General features: G+C 73.0%; 15 protein-coding genes. 11 read left to right on the forward strand and 4 right to left on the reverse strand.

Annotation, left to right across the window (positions count from 1 at the left end; all coding sequences use genetic code 11):
* Window positions 1–69: 69 nt before the first annotated feature.
* From IW245_RS14125 to IW245_RS14135, 3 genes are all read left to right on the forward strand, one after another.
* Window positions 70–399, forward strand: a complete 330-nt coding sequence (locus IW245_RS14125) for a PadR family transcriptional regulator (protein ID WP_197003632.1) — start codon at window positions 70–72, stop codon at window positions 397–399.
* Complete coding sequence (locus IW245_RS14130) at window positions 396–2,432, forward strand: hypothetical protein (RefSeq protein ID WP_197003633.1); 2,037 nt, start codon at window positions 396–398, stop codon at window positions 2,430–2,432. Before IW245_RS14125 ends, IW245_RS14130 begins: the two co-directional genes overlap by 4 nt.
* 175 nt (window positions 2,433–2,607) lie before the next feature.
* Complete coding sequence (locus IW245_RS14135; RefSeq protein WP_197003634.1) at window positions 2,608–4,167, forward strand: putative Ig domain-containing protein; 1,560 nt, start codon at window positions 2,608–2,610, stop codon at window positions 4,165–4,167.
* Between the two features lie 62 nt (window positions 4,168–4,229).
* Here the strand turns inward: IW245_RS14135 and IW245_RS14140 are convergent, their stop codons facing one another.
* On the reverse strand, window positions 4,230–5,057 hold the full coding sequence (locus IW245_RS14140; protein ID WP_197003635.1) for an alpha/beta fold hydrolase: 828 nt from the start codon (window positions 5,055–5,057) through the stop codon (window positions 4,230–4,232).
* A 128-nt stretch (window positions 5,058–5,185) separates the two neighbouring features.
* On the opposite strand from IW245_RS14140, the gene IW245_RS14145 reads away from it, so the two are divergent.
* The 5 genes from IW245_RS14145 (at window position 5,186) to IW245_RS14165 (ending at window position 8,746) form a co-directional block, all read left to right on the forward strand.
* Complete coding sequence (locus tag IW245_RS14145) at window positions 5,186–5,722, forward strand: GNAT family N-acetyltransferase (RefSeq protein ID WP_197003636.1); 537 nt, start codon at window positions 5,186–5,188, stop codon at window positions 5,720–5,722.
* On the forward strand, window positions 5,719–6,528 hold the full coding sequence (locus IW245_RS14150; protein WP_197003637.1) for a carboxymuconolactone decarboxylase family protein: 810 nt from the start codon (window positions 5,719–5,721) through the stop codon (window positions 6,526–6,528). Before IW245_RS14145 ends, IW245_RS14150 begins: the two co-directional genes overlap by 4 nt.
* Window positions 6,525–7,289 carry a 2-phosphosulfolactate phosphatase gene (locus IW245_RS14155; RefSeq protein ID WP_233473008.1) on the forward strand — a complete coding sequence of 255 codons (765 nt, stop codon included), beginning with the start codon at window positions 6,525–6,527 and terminating at the stop codon, window positions 7,287–7,289. The genes IW245_RS14150 and IW245_RS14155 overlap by 4 nt, the downstream gene beginning before the upstream one ends.
* 81 nt (window positions 7,290–7,370) lie before the next feature.
* A complete protein-coding gene (locus IW245_RS14160) occupies window positions 7,371–7,718 on the forward strand; it encodes a PadR family transcriptional regulator (protein ID WP_197003638.1) in 348 nt (115 codons plus the stop codon).
* Window positions 7,715–8,746, forward strand: coding sequence for a hypothetical protein (locus IW245_RS14165; protein ID WP_197003639.1), 1,032 nt, complete (start codon window positions 7,715–7,717; stop codon window positions 8,744–8,746). Before IW245_RS14160 ends, IW245_RS14165 begins: the two co-directional genes overlap by 4 nt.
* Before the next feature lie 2 nt (window positions 8,747–8,748).
* Here the strand turns inward: IW245_RS14165 and IW245_RS14170 are convergent, their stop codons facing one another.
* Together IW245_RS14170 and IW245_RS14175 are read right to left on the reverse strand one after the other, a co-directional pair.
* Window positions 8,749–9,441, reverse strand: a complete 693-nt coding sequence (locus IW245_RS14170; protein WP_197003640.1) for a hypothetical protein — start codon at window positions 9,439–9,441, stop codon at window positions 8,749–8,751.
* A gap of 62 nt (window positions 9,442–9,503) precedes the next feature.
* Window positions 9,504–9,995 carry an HAD domain-containing protein gene (locus IW245_RS14175; protein ID WP_197008500.1) on the reverse strand — a complete coding sequence of 164 codons (492 nt, stop codon included), beginning with the start codon at window positions 9,993–9,995 and terminating at the stop codon, window positions 9,504–9,506.
* A gap of 136 nt (window positions 9,996–10,131) precedes the next feature.
* Between IW245_RS14175 and IW245_RS14180 the strand changes: the two genes are divergently transcribed.
* Window positions 10,132–11,844: a leucine-rich repeat domain-containing protein gene (locus IW245_RS14180; RefSeq protein ID WP_197003641.1), complete on the forward strand. Its 1,713-nt coding sequence runs from the start codon at window positions 10,132–10,134 to the stop codon at window positions 11,842–11,844.
* Window positions 11,845–11,854: 10 nt separating this feature from the next.
* On the opposite strand, the gene IW245_RS14185 is transcribed toward IW245_RS14180, so the two are convergent.
* Complete coding sequence (locus tag IW245_RS14185; protein WP_233473009.1) at window positions 11,855–13,273, reverse strand: alpha/beta hydrolase family protein; 1,419 nt, start codon at window positions 13,271–13,273, stop codon at window positions 11,855–11,857.
* A gap of 287 nt (window positions 13,274–13,560) precedes the next feature.
* Here IW245_RS14185 and IW245_RS14190 point away from each other — a divergent pair, with 287 nt between their 5' ends.
* Together IW245_RS14190 and IW245_RS14195 are read left to right on the forward strand one after the other, a co-directional pair.
* Window positions 13,561–14,814, forward strand: coding sequence for a sensor histidine kinase (locus IW245_RS14190; protein WP_197003642.1), 1,254 nt, complete (start codon window positions 13,561–13,563; stop codon window positions 14,812–14,814).
* A complete protein-coding gene (locus tag IW245_RS14195; RefSeq protein ID WP_197003643.1) occupies window positions 14,811–15,470 on the forward strand; it encodes a response regulator in 660 nt (219 codons plus the stop codon). Before IW245_RS14190 ends, IW245_RS14195 begins: the two co-directional genes overlap by 4 nt.
* The last annotated feature ends 1 nt before the right edge of the window (window position 15,471 follow it).

Raw genomic sequence — 15,471 nt, forward strand, 5'->3', positions numbered from 1 at the left:
GATCCGACCACAGTCGCGACGGGCGGTGACGCCACAATGGATCTTGACACCCTATGTAGAGTTCCGAGTATGACTCAAGGAGTGCGGATCACAACCGCCGTGGTGAAGGTGCTCGCCGCCTTCCTGGCGGACCCGACCGCCGACCGCTACGGCCTGGACCTGATCCACGTCACCGGACTGCCCAGCGGCACGCTGTACCCGATCCTGGTCCGCCTGCAGCGGGCCGGCTGGGTCGACGCCGCATGGGAGCAGGTCGACCCGTCGGAGGCCGGCAGGCCGCCGCGCCGCTACTACCAGCTCACCGCCCAGGGGGTCGCCGACGCCAGGCACGAGCTGGCCGCCCTGCACAGCCAGCTGTACCGGGCCACGGGCGCGCTCGGAAAGCCGAGGACGACATGATCGGGGCGCTGCTGCGGTTCGCGGCCGGCCGGTGGCCGGAGGAACTCAGGGAGATCCAGCTCGCCGAGTGGGAGGGCGAGCTGTACGTGCTGCGGTCCCGGTCGCGCGCGCGGGCGTTGTGGTTCGCGATGAGCCTGGCCCTCTCGCCGCCCGTCGAGGACGAGCACGGGGTGCCGCGCGGCTGGCGGGAGCTGCTGCCCGGCCTCGGCCGCGGGCTGCAGCCGGTGCTGGCGCTGCTGGCGGTGTCGCTGCTGTGCATGCTGGCCACCGGGGCGGTCCGGATCGGCGACCTGCTGCTGGGCCACGTCCAGGAACAGCAGTCGCTCTCTCCGATCCGGACGGACTTCAACTGGGTCGCCAACGGTGTGACCTTCTGCAGCCTGCTAGCGGTCGCGGTGCTCAGCGGCTGGCTGGGGGGCCTCCTCGGCGGCCGACTCGGCGTGTCCTGGGCGCACCGCACCCGGCTGGGGACGGCGGGCTCGGCGGTCGTCGCGCCACTGGTGCTGGCGACCGGGGTCGGCCTCGCGACCTCCGCCATCTACGCCCCGGACTACGAGAACGACTCCACCACGGTGTGGCAGGTCCAGCCGCTGTGGGTGGTCCTCGCCTGGGGCGTGCTGGCCAGCGGGCTCGGCTGGACCGTGGTCCGGGTCGCGCGCTCAGGTCGACCGGCGTGGGCCGCGGCCCTGGCGGTAATGGGCGGGCTGCTGGCCCTGGAGGTCACGGCCGCGGTCGCCGGCTGGCCACTCGCCGCCCAAGCCGGCCTGGGTCGCGACACCGCTGTGTCGTGGTTCCCCCTCACGCTCACCTCCGATCGGGGCAGCGGCGTCGTGTTCGGCCGCGTCGAGCAGGGCTTCGCCGGGTCGCAGTTCATGGCCGCCCTGATCGGGACCACGGTGCGCGCGCTTCTCGTGTGCACGCCGTTCGCGCTGCGCTACGGTCTGGCCGCCAGCCGGGTCGTGCCCCGCGAGACCCCGGTCAGGCTGCCCGCAGCGCGGACCGTCGACACCGGGCGCCCCATGGTCCGGGCGTTCGGGCTGGCCGCCACCGTGCTCGGCGTCGTGGGCTGGGCCGCCGGTGCCGCTTTCGCGACGGCGGACACCGTGCGGGCCACCCGGCTGAGGGACAGCCCGTACGCGAGCGGGGAGGTGATGGTCTGGGTGCACGAGCTGCGGCTCGGCTTCGTCGTGCTGATCGCCGCCGGACTGTTGGTCGCGATGGCCGGGAGGGGCGCGGTGCTGTTGCCGGTCATCGTCACGGCCCCCGCGCTGACCGTCGCCGACGCGCTGGTGTCCGCGGCCAACCTGCACGATCTGGCGCCCGCGAGCGGGCCGGTCGCGTTCGCCGTGCTCGCCGGGGCCGGGCTGCTGGGAGCCGGGCTGTGCCGGTGGGCTGGGCACGCGTTGGGCCGGGGCGGGGCTGATCCGGTCAGTACCCGTCGGGTGCTGGCCGGCGCGGCGACGCTGGCCGCCATGTGCGCGCCGGTGCTCATCGCGCAGGCGGCTTCGGTCACCCCGGCCCCGGTGCTCCCCGCCGCGCTGCCGACGGGCACGGCGGTGGTGTGCGGGGCGCTGGCCGCCCTCGCCATGGTCACCGCCTGCGCCGCCTCCTCCCGCCGGCTGCGGCCGTGGTTCGTGGTGGCATCGGCGTCGCTGATCGGGCTCGGGATGGCCGGGGCGGGGGCCTCGACCGGCGCGGCATCGCACTGGCGGATGCTCGGCGCGGCGCTCGGGCTGCCGCTGGTGCTGCTCGTCGTGCTCGTGATGCGGCCGGTGCGCGGCTGGATCGCCGCACTGCTCGCGGTGGGCGCGGTGCTGCTCGCCGGGCCGGTGACCTTCGTACAGATGTTGCCGTCGATCCTGTTCGAAACGCCGCTGATGCTGCTCGCCGGGTACAGCTTCCCCGCGGACGGCATGCCGTTCCTGCTGGGCGCCGTCCTGATCGGGACCGGGCTGGCCGTCGTGGTGGCCGTGATCGTCGCACCCCGGCCCGTGGTCAGACAGGTGGTGGATCCGTGGGTGCCCAGGGCCTGAGCCCGGGTCCGGACGGGACGCGCCGGGAGTCACCGGTCACCCGGGTCGCCACATCTGGCCTATCGTGGGCTTCGCGCGTGATTTAAGCGACTTTTATATAAGCCTTACGTTCCCCTTGAGTCATTGATCTCGATACTCCGGCTACCGCATTACCCCTCAACGACGTGGAGTACCCATGTACAGACGACTTGCCACGGGAATCGGGGCGGTGCTCCTCGGGGCGGCCCTGGTCAGCGTCGGCGCCGCTCCGGCGCAGGCCGCCACGATCCAGGCCACCGGGCTCAACGCCACGATCGCGCTGAACAACTGTTCGGCCTCGCTCGTGCGCTACCCGTCTTCGGTGGACACCGACCGGGCCCTGATGCTGACCAACGGGCACTGCTACGAGGGCGGCATGCCCGGTGCCGGGGTGGTCCTGCAGAACAAGCCCAGCACCCGCTCGGGCACGCTGCTCAACGACGCGGGCACCGCGCTGGGCACCCTCAAGGCCGACACGCTGCTGTACTCCACGATGACCGGCACCGACGTCTCCCTGTACCGGCTGACCACGACGTACGCGTCGATCAAGTCGAGCTACGGCGTGACGGCGATGACGATCACGGCCAGCCACCCGGCCGACGGGATCGCGACCACGATCCCGTCGTCGTACTGGAAGCAGACCTGGAACTGCTCGATCAACGGCTTCGTCGCGACCCTCCGCGAGGACGCGTGGACGATGCACGACTCGATCCGGTACAACACGGGCTGCAACACCACGCACGGCACGTCCGGCTCCCCGATCCTGGACAGCGCCCGCAACGTCGTCGGCATCAACAACACCGGCAACGACAACGGCGAGATGTGCACGCTGGACAACCCGTGCGAGGTGGACGCCGACGGCACCACCCACGCCTACAAGGGCCAGAGCTACGGCCAGCAGGTGTACTGGTTCACCACGTGCCTGAACTCCTCCCGCCAGATCGACCTGACCGTGAGCGGCTGCCTGCTGACGGGGGCCACCCCGCCCACCGGCAACACGGTCACGGTGACGAACCCGGGCAACCAGTCCGGCACCGTCGGCACCGCGGCCAGCCTGCAGATCCAGGCCTCGGACTCGGCCTCGGGCCAGACGCTGACCTACTCGGCCACCGGCCTGCCTGCCGGCCTGTCGATCAACGCCAGCACCGGTCTGATCTCGGGCACGCCGACCACGTCCGGCTCCTCGTCGGTCACGGTCACCGCCAAGGACACCACCAACGCCTCCGGGTCGACCACGTTCAGCTGGGCTGTGGCCACCTCCGGCGGCACCTGCACCGGCCAGAAGCTGCTCAACCCGGGCTTCGAGTCCGGCGCCGCCTCGTGGACCGCGTCCTCCGGCGTGATCGACAACGGCACCACCCAGCCGGCGCACGCCGGCTCCTACAAGGCATGGCTCAACGGGTACGGCAGCACGCACACCGACACCCTGTCCCAGTCGGTCGCCATCGCGGCCGGGTGCCACGCCACCCTGAGCTTCTACCTGCACATCGACACCGCCGAGACGGGCACCACCGTCTACGACAAGCTCACCGTGCAGGCGGGCTCGACCACCCTGGCGACGTACAGCAACGCCGACGCCGCCGCCGGGTACGTCCTGCGGACCGTCGACGTGTCGTCGTTCGCCGGGCAGACGGTGACCATCAAGTTCACCGGGGTGGAGGACGCCTCCCTCCAGACGTCCTTCGTCATCGACGACGCCGCGCTCACGCTCAGCTAGTCGAACCCCGGGCGGGGCGGACACCTTCGGGTGCCCGCCCCGCTCGCGTTTCCGCGGCCTGTTCACCGCGGCTCGCGGCCGCCCACCGCGCGCAGGGCGGCCGCGAAGGCCTCCGGGTCCTCGGCGAACCCGGTGTGACCGCCCGGGAACACCACCGGCTCGACGCCGAGCGCCCCGGCCAACGCCCGCGCCGTCCGGTCGCACAACTGCCCGGCCGAGTGCGCCCCGACGCCGACGACGATCCGGGTCCCCGACGACCGCAGCGCGGCGGGATCGGGCCGCCACCGGGTCGTCGCACGCAGTTCGTGGCGGAACCAGCGACGCTCGTCCGCGGCCTGCCGTGGCGGGCGCTCGCCCCCGAACAGCTGGTCGAACACCGCCCCGGGCAGGACGATGTCCGCCTGGGCGAGGAACTTCCGCCAGGCTCCGACGACGTCGCCGGACAGGTGGGTGGCGATGATGTCGTCCGTGGTGGCGTGCTGCCGCTCGCGGTCGTCGAGCAGCCCGATCAGCGGCGGCTCGTGGGCGACGACGGTGTGCGCGCGGCCAGGGTGGGCCTCGGCGAGGGCCAGCGCCGTGACCGCCCCGCCGCTGGAGCCGACGACGACGGCCGGACCCGCGTCGAGGTGGGCCAGCAGCCGGGCGAGGTCGTCGGCCCGCAGCCGCGGCGTCGAGTCCTGTCCGGGATCGTCGAGCTGGCTGCGGTGGATGCCCCGCGGGTCGGTGGTGAGCACGGTGTGGTCCGCGGCAAGGAGGTCGGCCAGCGGCGCGAAGGACGTGGCGTCCATCGGGGCTCCGACGAGGACGATGAGGGGGCCGGTGCCGCGTACCTCGTAGTACAGGCGCGCGCCGGGGACCTCGAGGGTCGCCGCGGTGACGGGACGGGTCATGGGGAGTGCTCCTGTCGTCGTTCGGTGCTGAGGTGCAGTACGCGACGACGACGAACGGGACCGGGCCGGATCGACCGTCCCGCCGAAAATCCAGCGCTCCGGTGATCTTGGCCGGTTAGGGTGCCTGGATGCCCGAACTGCAGCGCCTGCGCGCCGACCACGTCCCCGCCCTGCTCGGGTTCGAGCGGGAGAACAGGGCGTACTTCGCCGCCGCCGTGCCCGACCGCGGCGACGAGTATTTCGCCGAGTTCGACGCCCGGATCGCCGCGCTGCTGGCCGAACAGGCCACCGGCGGATGCCACTTCCACGTGCTGGTCGCCGCCGAGGGCACGATCGTCGGGCGGGTCAATCTGGTCGACGTGGCCGACGGCGCCGCGGAACTCGGCTACCGGATCGCCGAGCACGCCACGGGCCGGGGCCTGGCCCGCGCGGCCGTCGCCCAGATCTGCGCCCTGGCAGCCACCGGGTACGGCCTGGACACCCTGCGGGCCAAGACGACCGTGGACAATCACGCTTCGCGCGCCGTGCTGGCCCGAACCGGCTTCGTGCCCGCCGGGGAGACGGTCCTCAGCGGCCGGCCAGGATTGCTGTTCGTCCGCGACCTGCTCGGATATCCACCGCCCGAAGTGGTGCGCGGCGGGCATCTCGTACAGTGCAATGAATGATCAACAGTGCGAACGACCGATTCGAACGCGGCCTGGCCCTGCTGCGCACGATCAGCGGCACCCAGCACCCGGCGGTCCTCGACAGCCTCGCCGACATCGCCCCTGACCTGGCCCGCTACACCGTCGAGTTCGGCTACGGCGACATCCTCTCGCGCCCCGGCCTGAGCCTGCCGCTGCGGCAGCTCGCGACCGTCGCGGCCCTGGCGGCGCTCGGCAACGCCGCGCCCCAGCTGCGGTTCCACATCGACGGCGCGCTCAACGTGGGCTGGACCCGCGAGGAGATCGTCGAGACCCTCATCCACGTCTGCGTGTACGCCGGATTTCCCGCGAGCCTCAACGCCCTGACCGTCGCCCGGCAGGCTTTCGAGGCCCGCCCCGACGCCGCCGCCGCGCCGGCCACCACCCCGCGACCCGACGGCGACCGGTACGCCCGCGGCGAGGCCACCCTCGCCGCCGTCGACGGGCACGCCGGCGAACAGGTCCTCGCCTCGCTGCGCGACATCGCCCCGGACCTGGGCCGGTACATCATCGAGTTCTCGTTCGGCGACATCTACTCCCGCCCGGGCCTGGACCTCAAGTCCCGCGAGATCGCCACCGTGGCCATGTGCACCGCGCTGGGCACAGTGACGCCGCAGCTCAAGGTGCACATCCACGGCCTGCTCAACGTCGGCGGCACCGAGACGGAGGTCGTCGAGGTGATCACCCAGATGGCCGGGTACGCCGGCTTCCCCGCGGCCCTCAACGCCATCGCCGCGGCCCGCGAGGTGTTCGCCGACCGCCGGGCCGACCAGGAGGACGTATCGTGATCAGCCCCTACGCCCAGAGCGGCTTCCGCGCCCGGTTCGACTGGGGCCTGACCGGTGCCGGGGAGGTGGGCGCCGGGGCGGCGATCGTGGCCGTGGTCGATGTACTGTCGTTCACCACGTCACTCACCGTCGCCGCCGACCAGGGCATCGAGGTGTTCCCCTACCGGTGGCGGGACGACACCGCCGAGGCGCACGCCCGCCGGCACGACGCGGTCCTCGCCGTCGGCCGCGCGCAGGCCACCGAACCCGGGCAGGTGAGCCTGTCCCCCGCGACGATCCGCCGCGCGAAGGGCATCACCCGACTGGTACTGCCCTCCCCGAACGGCTCCACCATCGCCCAGTCCCTGGCGGCCTCGGGCTCGCGGGTGATCGGGGTGTCACTGCGCAACGCCGACGCCGCTGCGGACTGGACGGCCGCACGGCTGGGAGCCCGGCCCGAGGACGTGGTCGCGGTCGTCGCCGCTGGCGAACGCTGGGCCGACGGCTCGCTGCGGCCGGCGGTGGAGGACCTGTGGGGAGCCGGGGCGTTCCTCTCCGGCCTCGCAGGGCGCGGGGTCGGGCCGCTGTCCCCGGAGGCGGAGGCCGCGGCGGCCGCGTACCGGCAGGTCGTCGGGCGGATTCCGGAGCTGCTGGCCGAGTGCGCGGGCGGCAGGGAGCTGTTCGACTACGGGTATCCGCAGGATGTGGCGATCGCGGCCGAGGTGGACGCGAGCACGTCGGTGCCGGTGCTCACCGGGTACAGCTTCCGGGCCGAGCGCTGACCCCGCCCGCCGGCGACCATGATCCGTCCCTAGTAGACCGTAGGGTTGACACCATACTCAGATCATCTTTATGTTGAGGGCATGGCTGTGCTGCGCGAACCCACGTTCCTGATCCTCGCTGCCCTCGCCGTGCGCCCCCTGCACGGCTACGGGGTCATCCAGGAGGTCGCCACCCTCTCCGACGACCGGGTGGCGCTACAGGCCGGCACCCTCTACGCCGCCCTGGAACGCCTCGTGGCCGAGGGCCTGGTCGAGCCGGACCACGAGGAACTCGTCGACGGCCGCCAACGGCGCTACTACCGACTCACGGAGGACGGCGTGACCGCCCTGAACACCGACCTGGTCCGACAGCGGCGCAACGCCACCGCCGCCGCCGGACGACTGCGCCGCCGGGCGGCGACCGGCATGACCCTCGGAGCCACGGCATGACGAGCCTCATTCGGCGGTACCGGCTCCTGCTGCGCGCCTACCCCAGCGACTTCCGCCGCCAGCACGGCGAAGAACTCCTCGACACCCTGCTGGCCGCCGCTCCCCCGGATCGCCGCCGGCCCACCCCGCGCGAGACGGCCAACCTCCTCCGGCACGGACTGCGCCGGCACCTGGGCCGGCCGCGCAGCCGGGTCATCGTCCTCGTGGCGGTGCTGTTCGCACTGGTGACGGGCTTCCTCGGTACCGTCGGCGGAGTGTGGGCGAGCTGGTCCGCCGTCCGCGACCTGCCCGACGCCGCCGCCTCCGCGGCTCTGGCCGAAACCGTCTTCCCCGGCGGAACGCCCGTGCGCCAGATGCGCAACGACGCCCCGTTCTTCTACGACGACCCCACGAGCGCGCGGACCCTGCTCTACGGTGCCGACGACTACACCCCCGGCCGGGTCGAGTTCGACTACAAGGGCTCCGACCAGACCGCCGACGCGGACGCCTTCACCCGGGCGGCGGGTGACCGCCTGCGCGCCGCCGGCTGGCGGATCGCCGGCACGCGGGTCGGCGACGGCGAACACCACAGCCGGGGCGTGACCCTGTGGGCGGAGAAGGACGACCTGCTCATCGAGCTGTCCGACAGCACCGACAGCGGCGGGTACGTGGACCTCACCGTCGTGCGGAGCCCACAGTGGTGGATGTGGCCGGCCGGGATCGCCGGCGGGGTCGCCGGCGCGCTCGGCGGGTGGCTGCTGCTCGGCTGGGTCAGCCGGCGGATCCAGGGCCGGCTGATCCGGCAGCCCCTGGTCATCGTGCTCGGCCTCGTGGCGGGCAACGGGATCCTGCCGGCACTGAGTCTGTGCTGGTTCGCGGTCCGGCAGGTACTGACCCGCACCGATCCCGGGCAGCCGATTCCGTTGTGGTTCGGACTGGTCTATCTGGGACGCTTCCCCGCCCTCGTGGCTGCCGCCGCGGTGTTGTGCGCGGTCGGACTGGCGGCCCTCCCCCACCGCCGGGTCACGGACCGCGCCCCGGTCGCCTGACGTCAGGCGATCGCCGGCACCCCGACCCGCTCGACGGCGCGTTCCGACACCGCCAGGTAGGTGACCGCGAAGGCCGACGCGGCGAGGAGCAGTTGGGGCAGCAGTCCGCTGACCTGGATCACCAGGCCGGCCCCGATGCCGTCCCCGGCGAACGGGGTGGATGTCAGGATGGCCAGGGGGAACCGGGCCGCCGAGTACTCGGGACCGAGATTCAGGTCGGGGTGCAACGCCATGTTCGACGCCACGCCGAGGTAGTAGGCCGACAGCCCACCGACCAGGACCAGCGCCCCCGCCAGCCGCTCGGACAACCGCGCGGCCCCGAACGCGGCGGAAGCCAAAACGACCACCCACACGGCAGCCCCGACCAGGACCGGCCACGAGGGCTCGCCCCGGTAGGATCCGTCGGACACGAGCGGGACCAGCACTCCGGCGACCCCGACGCCCAGGAGCGGCACCGCCACCCACGGTGGCAGCGACGCGCGGCGCCACCGGCCGATCATGAGGCCGACCAGGGCCATCACCACGGCGAGGACCACGTTGCAGGTGACCTCCATGACGTCCCAGTTCCCGTCGTCGGCCACCACGTACGAGGCCCCATCCATCATCGTGAACACTGCCTCGTACATGGCGCCGTACACGGCCACGCCGAGGGCCGGTGTCAGGAGGAGAAAGGGAACCTTCCACAGTGCGCGCATGGTGGGCCACCCTACCTCCGGCCGCCGCCGACCAGGGACGCCGTCCGGGCTGGGTTCGCGGGCTAGCGGAGGCGCAGCCAGCCGTCGAGGACGGCGAAGTCCTCGTCGGTCAGGCCCCTGCGGGGATCGACGCGGTGCAGGAGAGCCGCTCCGGGATGGTGTGTGGACACCCACGCCCGATCCTTGTCCGTGATCTCGTCGTCGACCCAGACGAACAGCCGCCCGGCCGCGCGGGCGACGAGGGCGCGGGTCTTCCAGTGCAGCCCGGCCCGCTCGTCGCGCTCGTCGGCGTCGGACGGCTCCGGCCAGTCCACGACGGCCAGGTCCGGCAGGCCGAGCAACGGGGCGACGTGCTCGTTCGCGTCAGCCATCCAGGTGGTGGCCCAGACCAGCTCGCACCGGAGGGCCTCCAGCCGGGGCCCGTGCCCCGGATCGACCCTGGCCAGGAGCGGATTCCCGTGACTTCCCGCCACGTCCATCGGGTACCGCTCGGGCGCGCCCCCGAAGGGAATGAGCGGCCCGTCCACGTCGAGGAAGAGCAGCGGACGCTGCATGGAGCCGGTCACCGCCGCACGATAGCCGTTCTCCGACCTGTCAGACCGCTCACCCCGTCGGGACGTGCGGCCTCCCACACTGCTCCACTCTGGACTATCGGCGCGGTGGGCGGGACATGTACCTATGATCTTCCGCATGTCGACGTCCGCCACCCCTGAACACCTGTCCCACGACGACGCCGACGCCCGCCTCGCCGGCGCGCTGTCCGCCGCGTTCGAGGCCGACTGCGACGACGTGCTGCTCTTCGACGGCGACCTCACCCTGGACGGGGACTTCCTGGACGCCGTCGACGAGTTCCTCGCCGGGGACGCCGTCGACCTGATCGTGGTCACCGGCGACCTGACCGTCAGCGGTCGCATCGCGCTCTACGAGGACCGGCCCGGCCTCTACGTCGGCGGTCGCACCCGGGCAGAGACCCTGGAGGGCGGTGCGGCGGAGATCCACCTGCACGACGGCGCCTTCACCCACCTGGTCTACGGCGAGTACCGCGACGGCGCCCTGCGGACCGGGACCGTCGACACCCCCTGGGTGATCGACTTCGACCACGAGATGGTCGTCGACGCCCCCGGCGCGTGCTGGGTGGACGCCTACGGCGACGCCGAGCACGCGGACTTCGACCGGCAGGGCATCGTCGACGCGTTCGTGCCCGAGGTCGTCGACCCGGAGGACGGCGAGCTGCGGTTGGAGGAGCTCCTGGACCGGCTGCGCGACGGGCTGCCCGTGCTGCGGCCCGGGGCCCGGACGGCCACCGAGGCGGTGGGCGAGCACGTGTCACGCGCCCTGGCCGACCGGTCCGAGCACCTCGATCTGACCGGGCACAAGCTGCGGGAGTTCCCTGTCGAGGTGCTGCGGATGCCGTGGCTGCGGACCCTGATCCTGGACGGCAACCCGATCGGCGAGCTGCCGGCGGAACTCGGGACGCTCGCCCGGCTGGAGTACCTGTCGGTGTGTCATTGCGGGCTGACCGCCCTGCCCGAGTCGATAAGCGACCTGGCCGGGCTGCGGGTGCTGCGGCTCGCGGGCAACAAGATCGGGGACGGGGCCGTGCTCACGCTGCCGGAGGCCGTCGGCAGGCTCGCCGAGCTGCGGGAGCTGGACATCTCCGGGATGTCCGGCGGGCCCGTCCGGGCGACCCCGTGGCGGGGCGTGCCCGGGGTGGCGCCGTTGATCCTGCCGGACACCTTCGGTGGTCTGGTCGGGCTGCGGCGGCTGACCGCCGACCAGACCAACGTCGTGTTCCCGGAGTCCGCGCACGGCCTGACCGGGCTCGAGGAGGTTTCCATGGCCAGCACCATGGGCGGGTACCTCACGGTGCTCCCCGAGGCCGTCACCACCTTCCCGAACCTGCGCCGGCTGGACCTGAGCGGCAACTTCTTCACCGCCGTCCCCGACAGCCTGCTCCGCCTGACCCGACTCGAGGAACTCGACCTCAGCGGCAGCCTCAGCCTGGTGACCGTCCCGCTGCCGGACCTCGGGCGCCTGCCGGCCCTGCGCGTCCTCGGCTTCAGCGGGCACACCCACGACCGGGGCGTGCCCGAGCTGGCGTACACGTTCCTGCGGCAGCTGTTCGACATGGCGCTGGCCACGCTGGAGGAACTGCGCGTCGACCGGTGGGGCACGGACGACAGGCGTGGCCAGCTCACGCCCGGGCACCTCGCCGGGATCGGGACGTTCCGCCGGCTGCGGACCGTCGACCTGTCCTTCAACCGGCTCGAGGACCTGCCGGCGGAGTTCGACACGCTACCGGAGCTGGCGGATGTCGACCTCCGGTACAACCGGCTTCCCCCGGCGGTGCGCGAACGCGTCGCCGCCGCGCACCCGGCCGCCCGGATCGACGTCCAATCCTAGGAACAGCTGCTCAGTCCGGGTGGTGGACGCTGAGGTCGCCGTAGGCCCGTAAAACGCCGGCCAGGTCGCCGGGTTCGTCCCGCAGAACGGCGTCCAGGAAGGCCAGGGTGGCCGCGGCGACGACGCGCGGACTCCCGGTGCGGCCCAGGGAGCCGACGATCGACGGCACGGGCGGCAGGTACAGGGGGCCGTCCATGAAGGTCAGATGTGCGGCGCCGGGGATGGTGAGCCGGTAGCTCGTCGCGGTGCTGGACGTGAGCGCCTCGGTGAGGCGGGGCATGTAGCGCGGGTCGGTTCCCGGGGTGACGGCCTGGGTGAACGCGAGCGTCGGCTGGTCCAGGGCGGGCGATGTCGGGCCGTGCGGGAAGCCGTCCAGATCGACGACGGCGTCGAACCGGCGATCCTGCCGGGCCGCCTGCACGGCCGCGGCACCTCCCATGGAGTGGCCGGACACCGCGACCCGGCCGGTGTCCAGGCGTCCGCGCAGCGGGCCGGCGAGACTGTCCAGCTGGGTGAGGACGAAGCTGAGGTCGGCGGCCCGCACCGCTGTCCAACCGGCCGCCAACTGGTCGTCCCTGTCCCGGTCCCCGCTGGAGCGGGTCTCGGTGGTGATGGCTCGGCCATCGGCGAGGACGACGACCGCGGAGTCGTACGGGTGGTCGAGGGCCGCGACCACATAGCCGTGGCTGGCCAGTTCCTCCGCCCAGGCGGTGTTCTGGGTGCGCACTCCGCTCGACCCGGGCGAGAACAACACGACGGGGAACCGACCGCCCGCGCTGTCCACCGGGGCGTCGGAGACCGCGTGGGTGTGGGCGCGCGCAACACCGTCGACCAGGAAACCCGGCAGGCCGGCCTCGCGGGCGAGGGCCGCGGAGACGGTGCGCGCCTCGTGCTCCGTGCGTCCGAGGTACCGGGCCCGCGGCACCCCCGCGGGGCTCTTCCGCGCGGGGTACCAGAGCTGGACCACGACGGTGCGCCGGTCGTCCGGATCGGCGGTGAACGTCTCGGGGCGGCCGGGGTCGGTCCACTGCTCCACACGGGTGCCGACCGCGAAGTCGCCCGACGGTGCGGGGAACACGGGCACGGGAAAGGCCCAGGCGGCCACCGGGCCCGTGGCGATCAGGCCGACGCAGGCCACCGAACCCGGCACCGCCAGCCACCAGCGGGCCCGCCACGGCGGCCGGCCGGTGCGGCGTCGCACCACAGGAGCGAAGGCGAACGGCGACGCGAGGGCCGCGCCCGCCAGTACCGGCAGAGTCTGCCAGCGGATCCCCGCCACACTCAGCAGGATCGCGGACAGCGCGGCGACCGCGCCCGCCGCGATCGTGACGCGGGGGCGGGCCGCGGGGGGAAGCCAGCGCGCCACCACCAGTGCGACGGCGCCCAGCAGGGCGAGGATTTCCAGGGGGGACATGAAGATCTCGGTCACCCGTCCATACTCGGCGCCGGGTACGCGCCGCCACATCCGTCCGCGGTCGCCAACGGGTACGACCGGGGTGGCGATCCCCGGCGGGCCCCGGTGCGACCGGGGCGGCAATCGGGTACGCCGGATCAGTGTCCGCCCTGCGACCACGGGAGGTGACGGGGCTCATCCCCCGGTCGTATCCCGGCGCGGCGTCATCAGACCGTGGACCCATGGGCTTCGCGGGGCCCGCGGCCTACCGTGAACGTGCCGTCGGCTCAGATCCGGGTGTACGCGGCGGACAGGGACGGGGCATGACCGAGGCGGCCGGCAGGGTGCGGTGGACGGAGACAGTCCCACGGCTGACGACGCACGCGGACGTGGCCTCCGCACGAACGGCGCGACGGGCGACAGCCGTCGGGCGCTGGTGCTCCCGGGTGCCGCCCATGGTGTGGGACGCGCTGCTGCCGACGCTTCTCCTCGTCAACGTCGTGACCACCCGCGCGCCGCGGGACATGCCGGTGGCCATGGCCCTCACCGCCGCCCTCGCGCTGCCCCTGGTGTGGCGGCACCGGGCCCCGCTCACGGTGTTCTGCGCCGTGGCGGCAGCGGCTTTCGTCCAGTGGCTGCTGGACGTCCCACTGCCGGCGGACATCGCCCTGCTGGTGGCTCTCTACACGGCGGCGGCGCACTCGGGCCGGCGCGGCACGCTCCTCGCCGGCGCCGTCGTGGAGGCCGGGGTCCTGATGGCCTGTCTGCGCTGGGCGCCGGCGGGCGCGTTCCCGACCCCCTTCGTCGCGGTCACCGCGATGGTCGTCGCCGCCGCCGTCCTCGGGGTGAACGTGCGGACCACGCGCGCCTACCTCGCGGCCGTGCAGGAGCGGGCCGCACGCCGGGAACGGGAACAGGAACAGCGGGCGCGGCTGGCCGTCGCCGAGGAGAGGACCCGCATCACCCGGGAGATGCACGACATCGTCACCCACAACCTGTCCGTCATGGTCGCGCTCACCGACGCCGCCGTCTACACCCAGCACCGCTCGCCCGACCGGACCACCGCCGCGATGCTCCAGGTCTCCGAGACGGGCCGACAGGCCCTGACCGACATGCGGCGCGCGTTGGGCGTCCTGCGGACCGACGAACCGGACGCGGAGCGCCACCCGTTGCCCGGCATCGCACACCTGGAGGCCCTCGCCGACCAGATGTGCGCCGCCGGGCTGGCGACCCGCCTCGACGTCGAAGGCGGCCACGGACACATACCCGCCACCGCGCAACTCACCGTCTACCGCCTGGTGCAGGAAGCCTTGACCAACGCCCTCAAGCACACGCCCACCGGTACCCGCGCGCAGGTCCGGATCCTGTGCTCCGCCGGGACTGTCACCGTGGACGTCACCGACAACGGCCCCTGCCCGCCGACTCCCGCAGCCACCCGCTCCGGCCACGGCATCGCCGGCATGCGCGAGCGCGCGGCCACGTACGGGGGGACGTTGCGGGCGGGACTGCTTCCGGGCGGCGGGTGGGGAGTTCGTACCCGTCTCGTCCTCGGCGGCGGTGGGGCGGAGTCCGCATGACGATCCGCGTCCTGATCGTCGACGACGAGGCGCTGCTCCGGATGGCGTTCAGCATGCTCCTGGAGGCCCAGCCCGACATGGCACCGGTCGGCGAGGCCGCCGACGGCGTCGGGGCCGTCCGCCTCGCCCGGGAGGTGCGCCCCGATGTCGTCCTCATGGACGTCCGGATGCCCGGGACCGACGGGATCGAGGCGACCCGACAGATCATCGAGGCCTGCCCGCGCAGCAGGGTACTGATCCTGACCACCTTCGACCTGGACGAGTACGCCTTCGCCGGACTCCACGCCGGAGCCTCGGGCTTCCTGCTGAAGAACACCAGGCCCGAGGAGTTCCTCACCGCGATCCGCAGCGTCGCGGCGGGCGACGCGGTGGTCTCCCCGCGGATCACCCGGCGCCTGCTGGAGAACCTCCGCCCGCACCTCACCGGCGGCGAGGCCGACCACGACGAGCGGCTGGGTCGGCTCAGCGCCCGTGAACGCGAGGTGCTCGTCCAGGTGGGCCGCGGGCTGTCCAACACCGAGATCGCGGCCGCGCTGTACCTCGCGGAGGCGACCGTGAAGTCGCACCTGGGGCGGGTCCTGCACAAGCTCGAACTCCGCGACCGGATTCAGGCCGTGATCTTCGCCTACGAGAGCCGACTCATCCACCTGGCATGAC

Source organism: Longispora fulva (assembly GCF_015751905.1).
GTDB lineage: Bacteria > Actinomycetota > Actinomycetes > Mycobacteriales > Micromonosporaceae > Longispora > Longispora fulva.

Bases quoted from the DNA above. Each gene is read 5' to 3' on its own strand.
- IW245_RS14190 (WP_197003642.1), top strand. From the start codon at position 13,561: ATGACCGAGGCGGCCGGCAGGGTGCGGTGGACGGAGACAGTCCCACGG.
- IW245_RS14160 (WP_197003638.1), top strand. From the start codon at position 7,371: ATGGCTGTGCTGCGCGAACCCACGTTCCTGATCCTCGCTGCCCTCGCC.
- IW245_RS14195 (WP_197003643.1), top strand. From the start codon at position 14,811: ATGACGATCCGCGTCCTGATCGTCGACGACGAGGCGCTGCTCCGGATG.
- IW245_RS14150 (WP_197003637.1), top strand. From the start codon at position 5,719: ATGATCAACAGTGCGAACGACCGATTCGAACGCGGCCTGGCCCTGCTG.
- IW245_RS14135 (WP_197003634.1), top strand. From the start codon at position 2,608: ATGTACAGACGACTTGCCACGGGAATCGGGGCGGTGCTCCTCGGGGCG.
- IW245_RS14130 (WP_197003633.1), top strand. From the start codon at position 396: ATGATCGGGGCGCTGCTGCGGTTCGCGGCCGGCCGGTGGCCGGAGGAA.
- IW245_RS14180 (WP_197003641.1), top strand. From the start codon at position 10,132: ATGTCGACGTCCGCCACCCCTGAACACCTGTCCCACGACGACGCCGAC.
- IW245_RS14175 (WP_197008500.1), bottom strand. From the start codon at position 9,995: ATGCAGCGTCCGCTGCTCTTCCTCGACGTGGACGGGCCGCTCATTCCC.
- IW245_RS14140 (WP_197003635.1), bottom strand. From the start codon at position 5,057: ATGACCCGTCCCGTCACCGCGGCGACCCTCGAGGTCCCCGGCGCGCGC.
- IW245_RS14165 (WP_197003639.1), top strand. From the start codon at position 7,715: ATGACGAGCCTCATTCGGCGGTACCGGCTCCTGCTGCGCGCCTACCCC.
- IW245_RS14170 (WP_197003640.1), bottom strand. From the start codon at position 9,441: ATGCGCGCACTGTGGAAGGTTCCCTTTCTCCTCCTGACACCGGCCCTC.
- IW245_RS14145 (WP_197003636.1), top strand. From the start codon at position 5,186: ATGCCCGAACTGCAGCGCCTGCGCGCCGACCACGTCCCCGCCCTGCTC.
- IW245_RS14125 (WP_197003632.1), top strand. From the start codon at position 70: ATGACTCAAGGAGTGCGGATCACAACCGCCGTGGTGAAGGTGCTCGCC.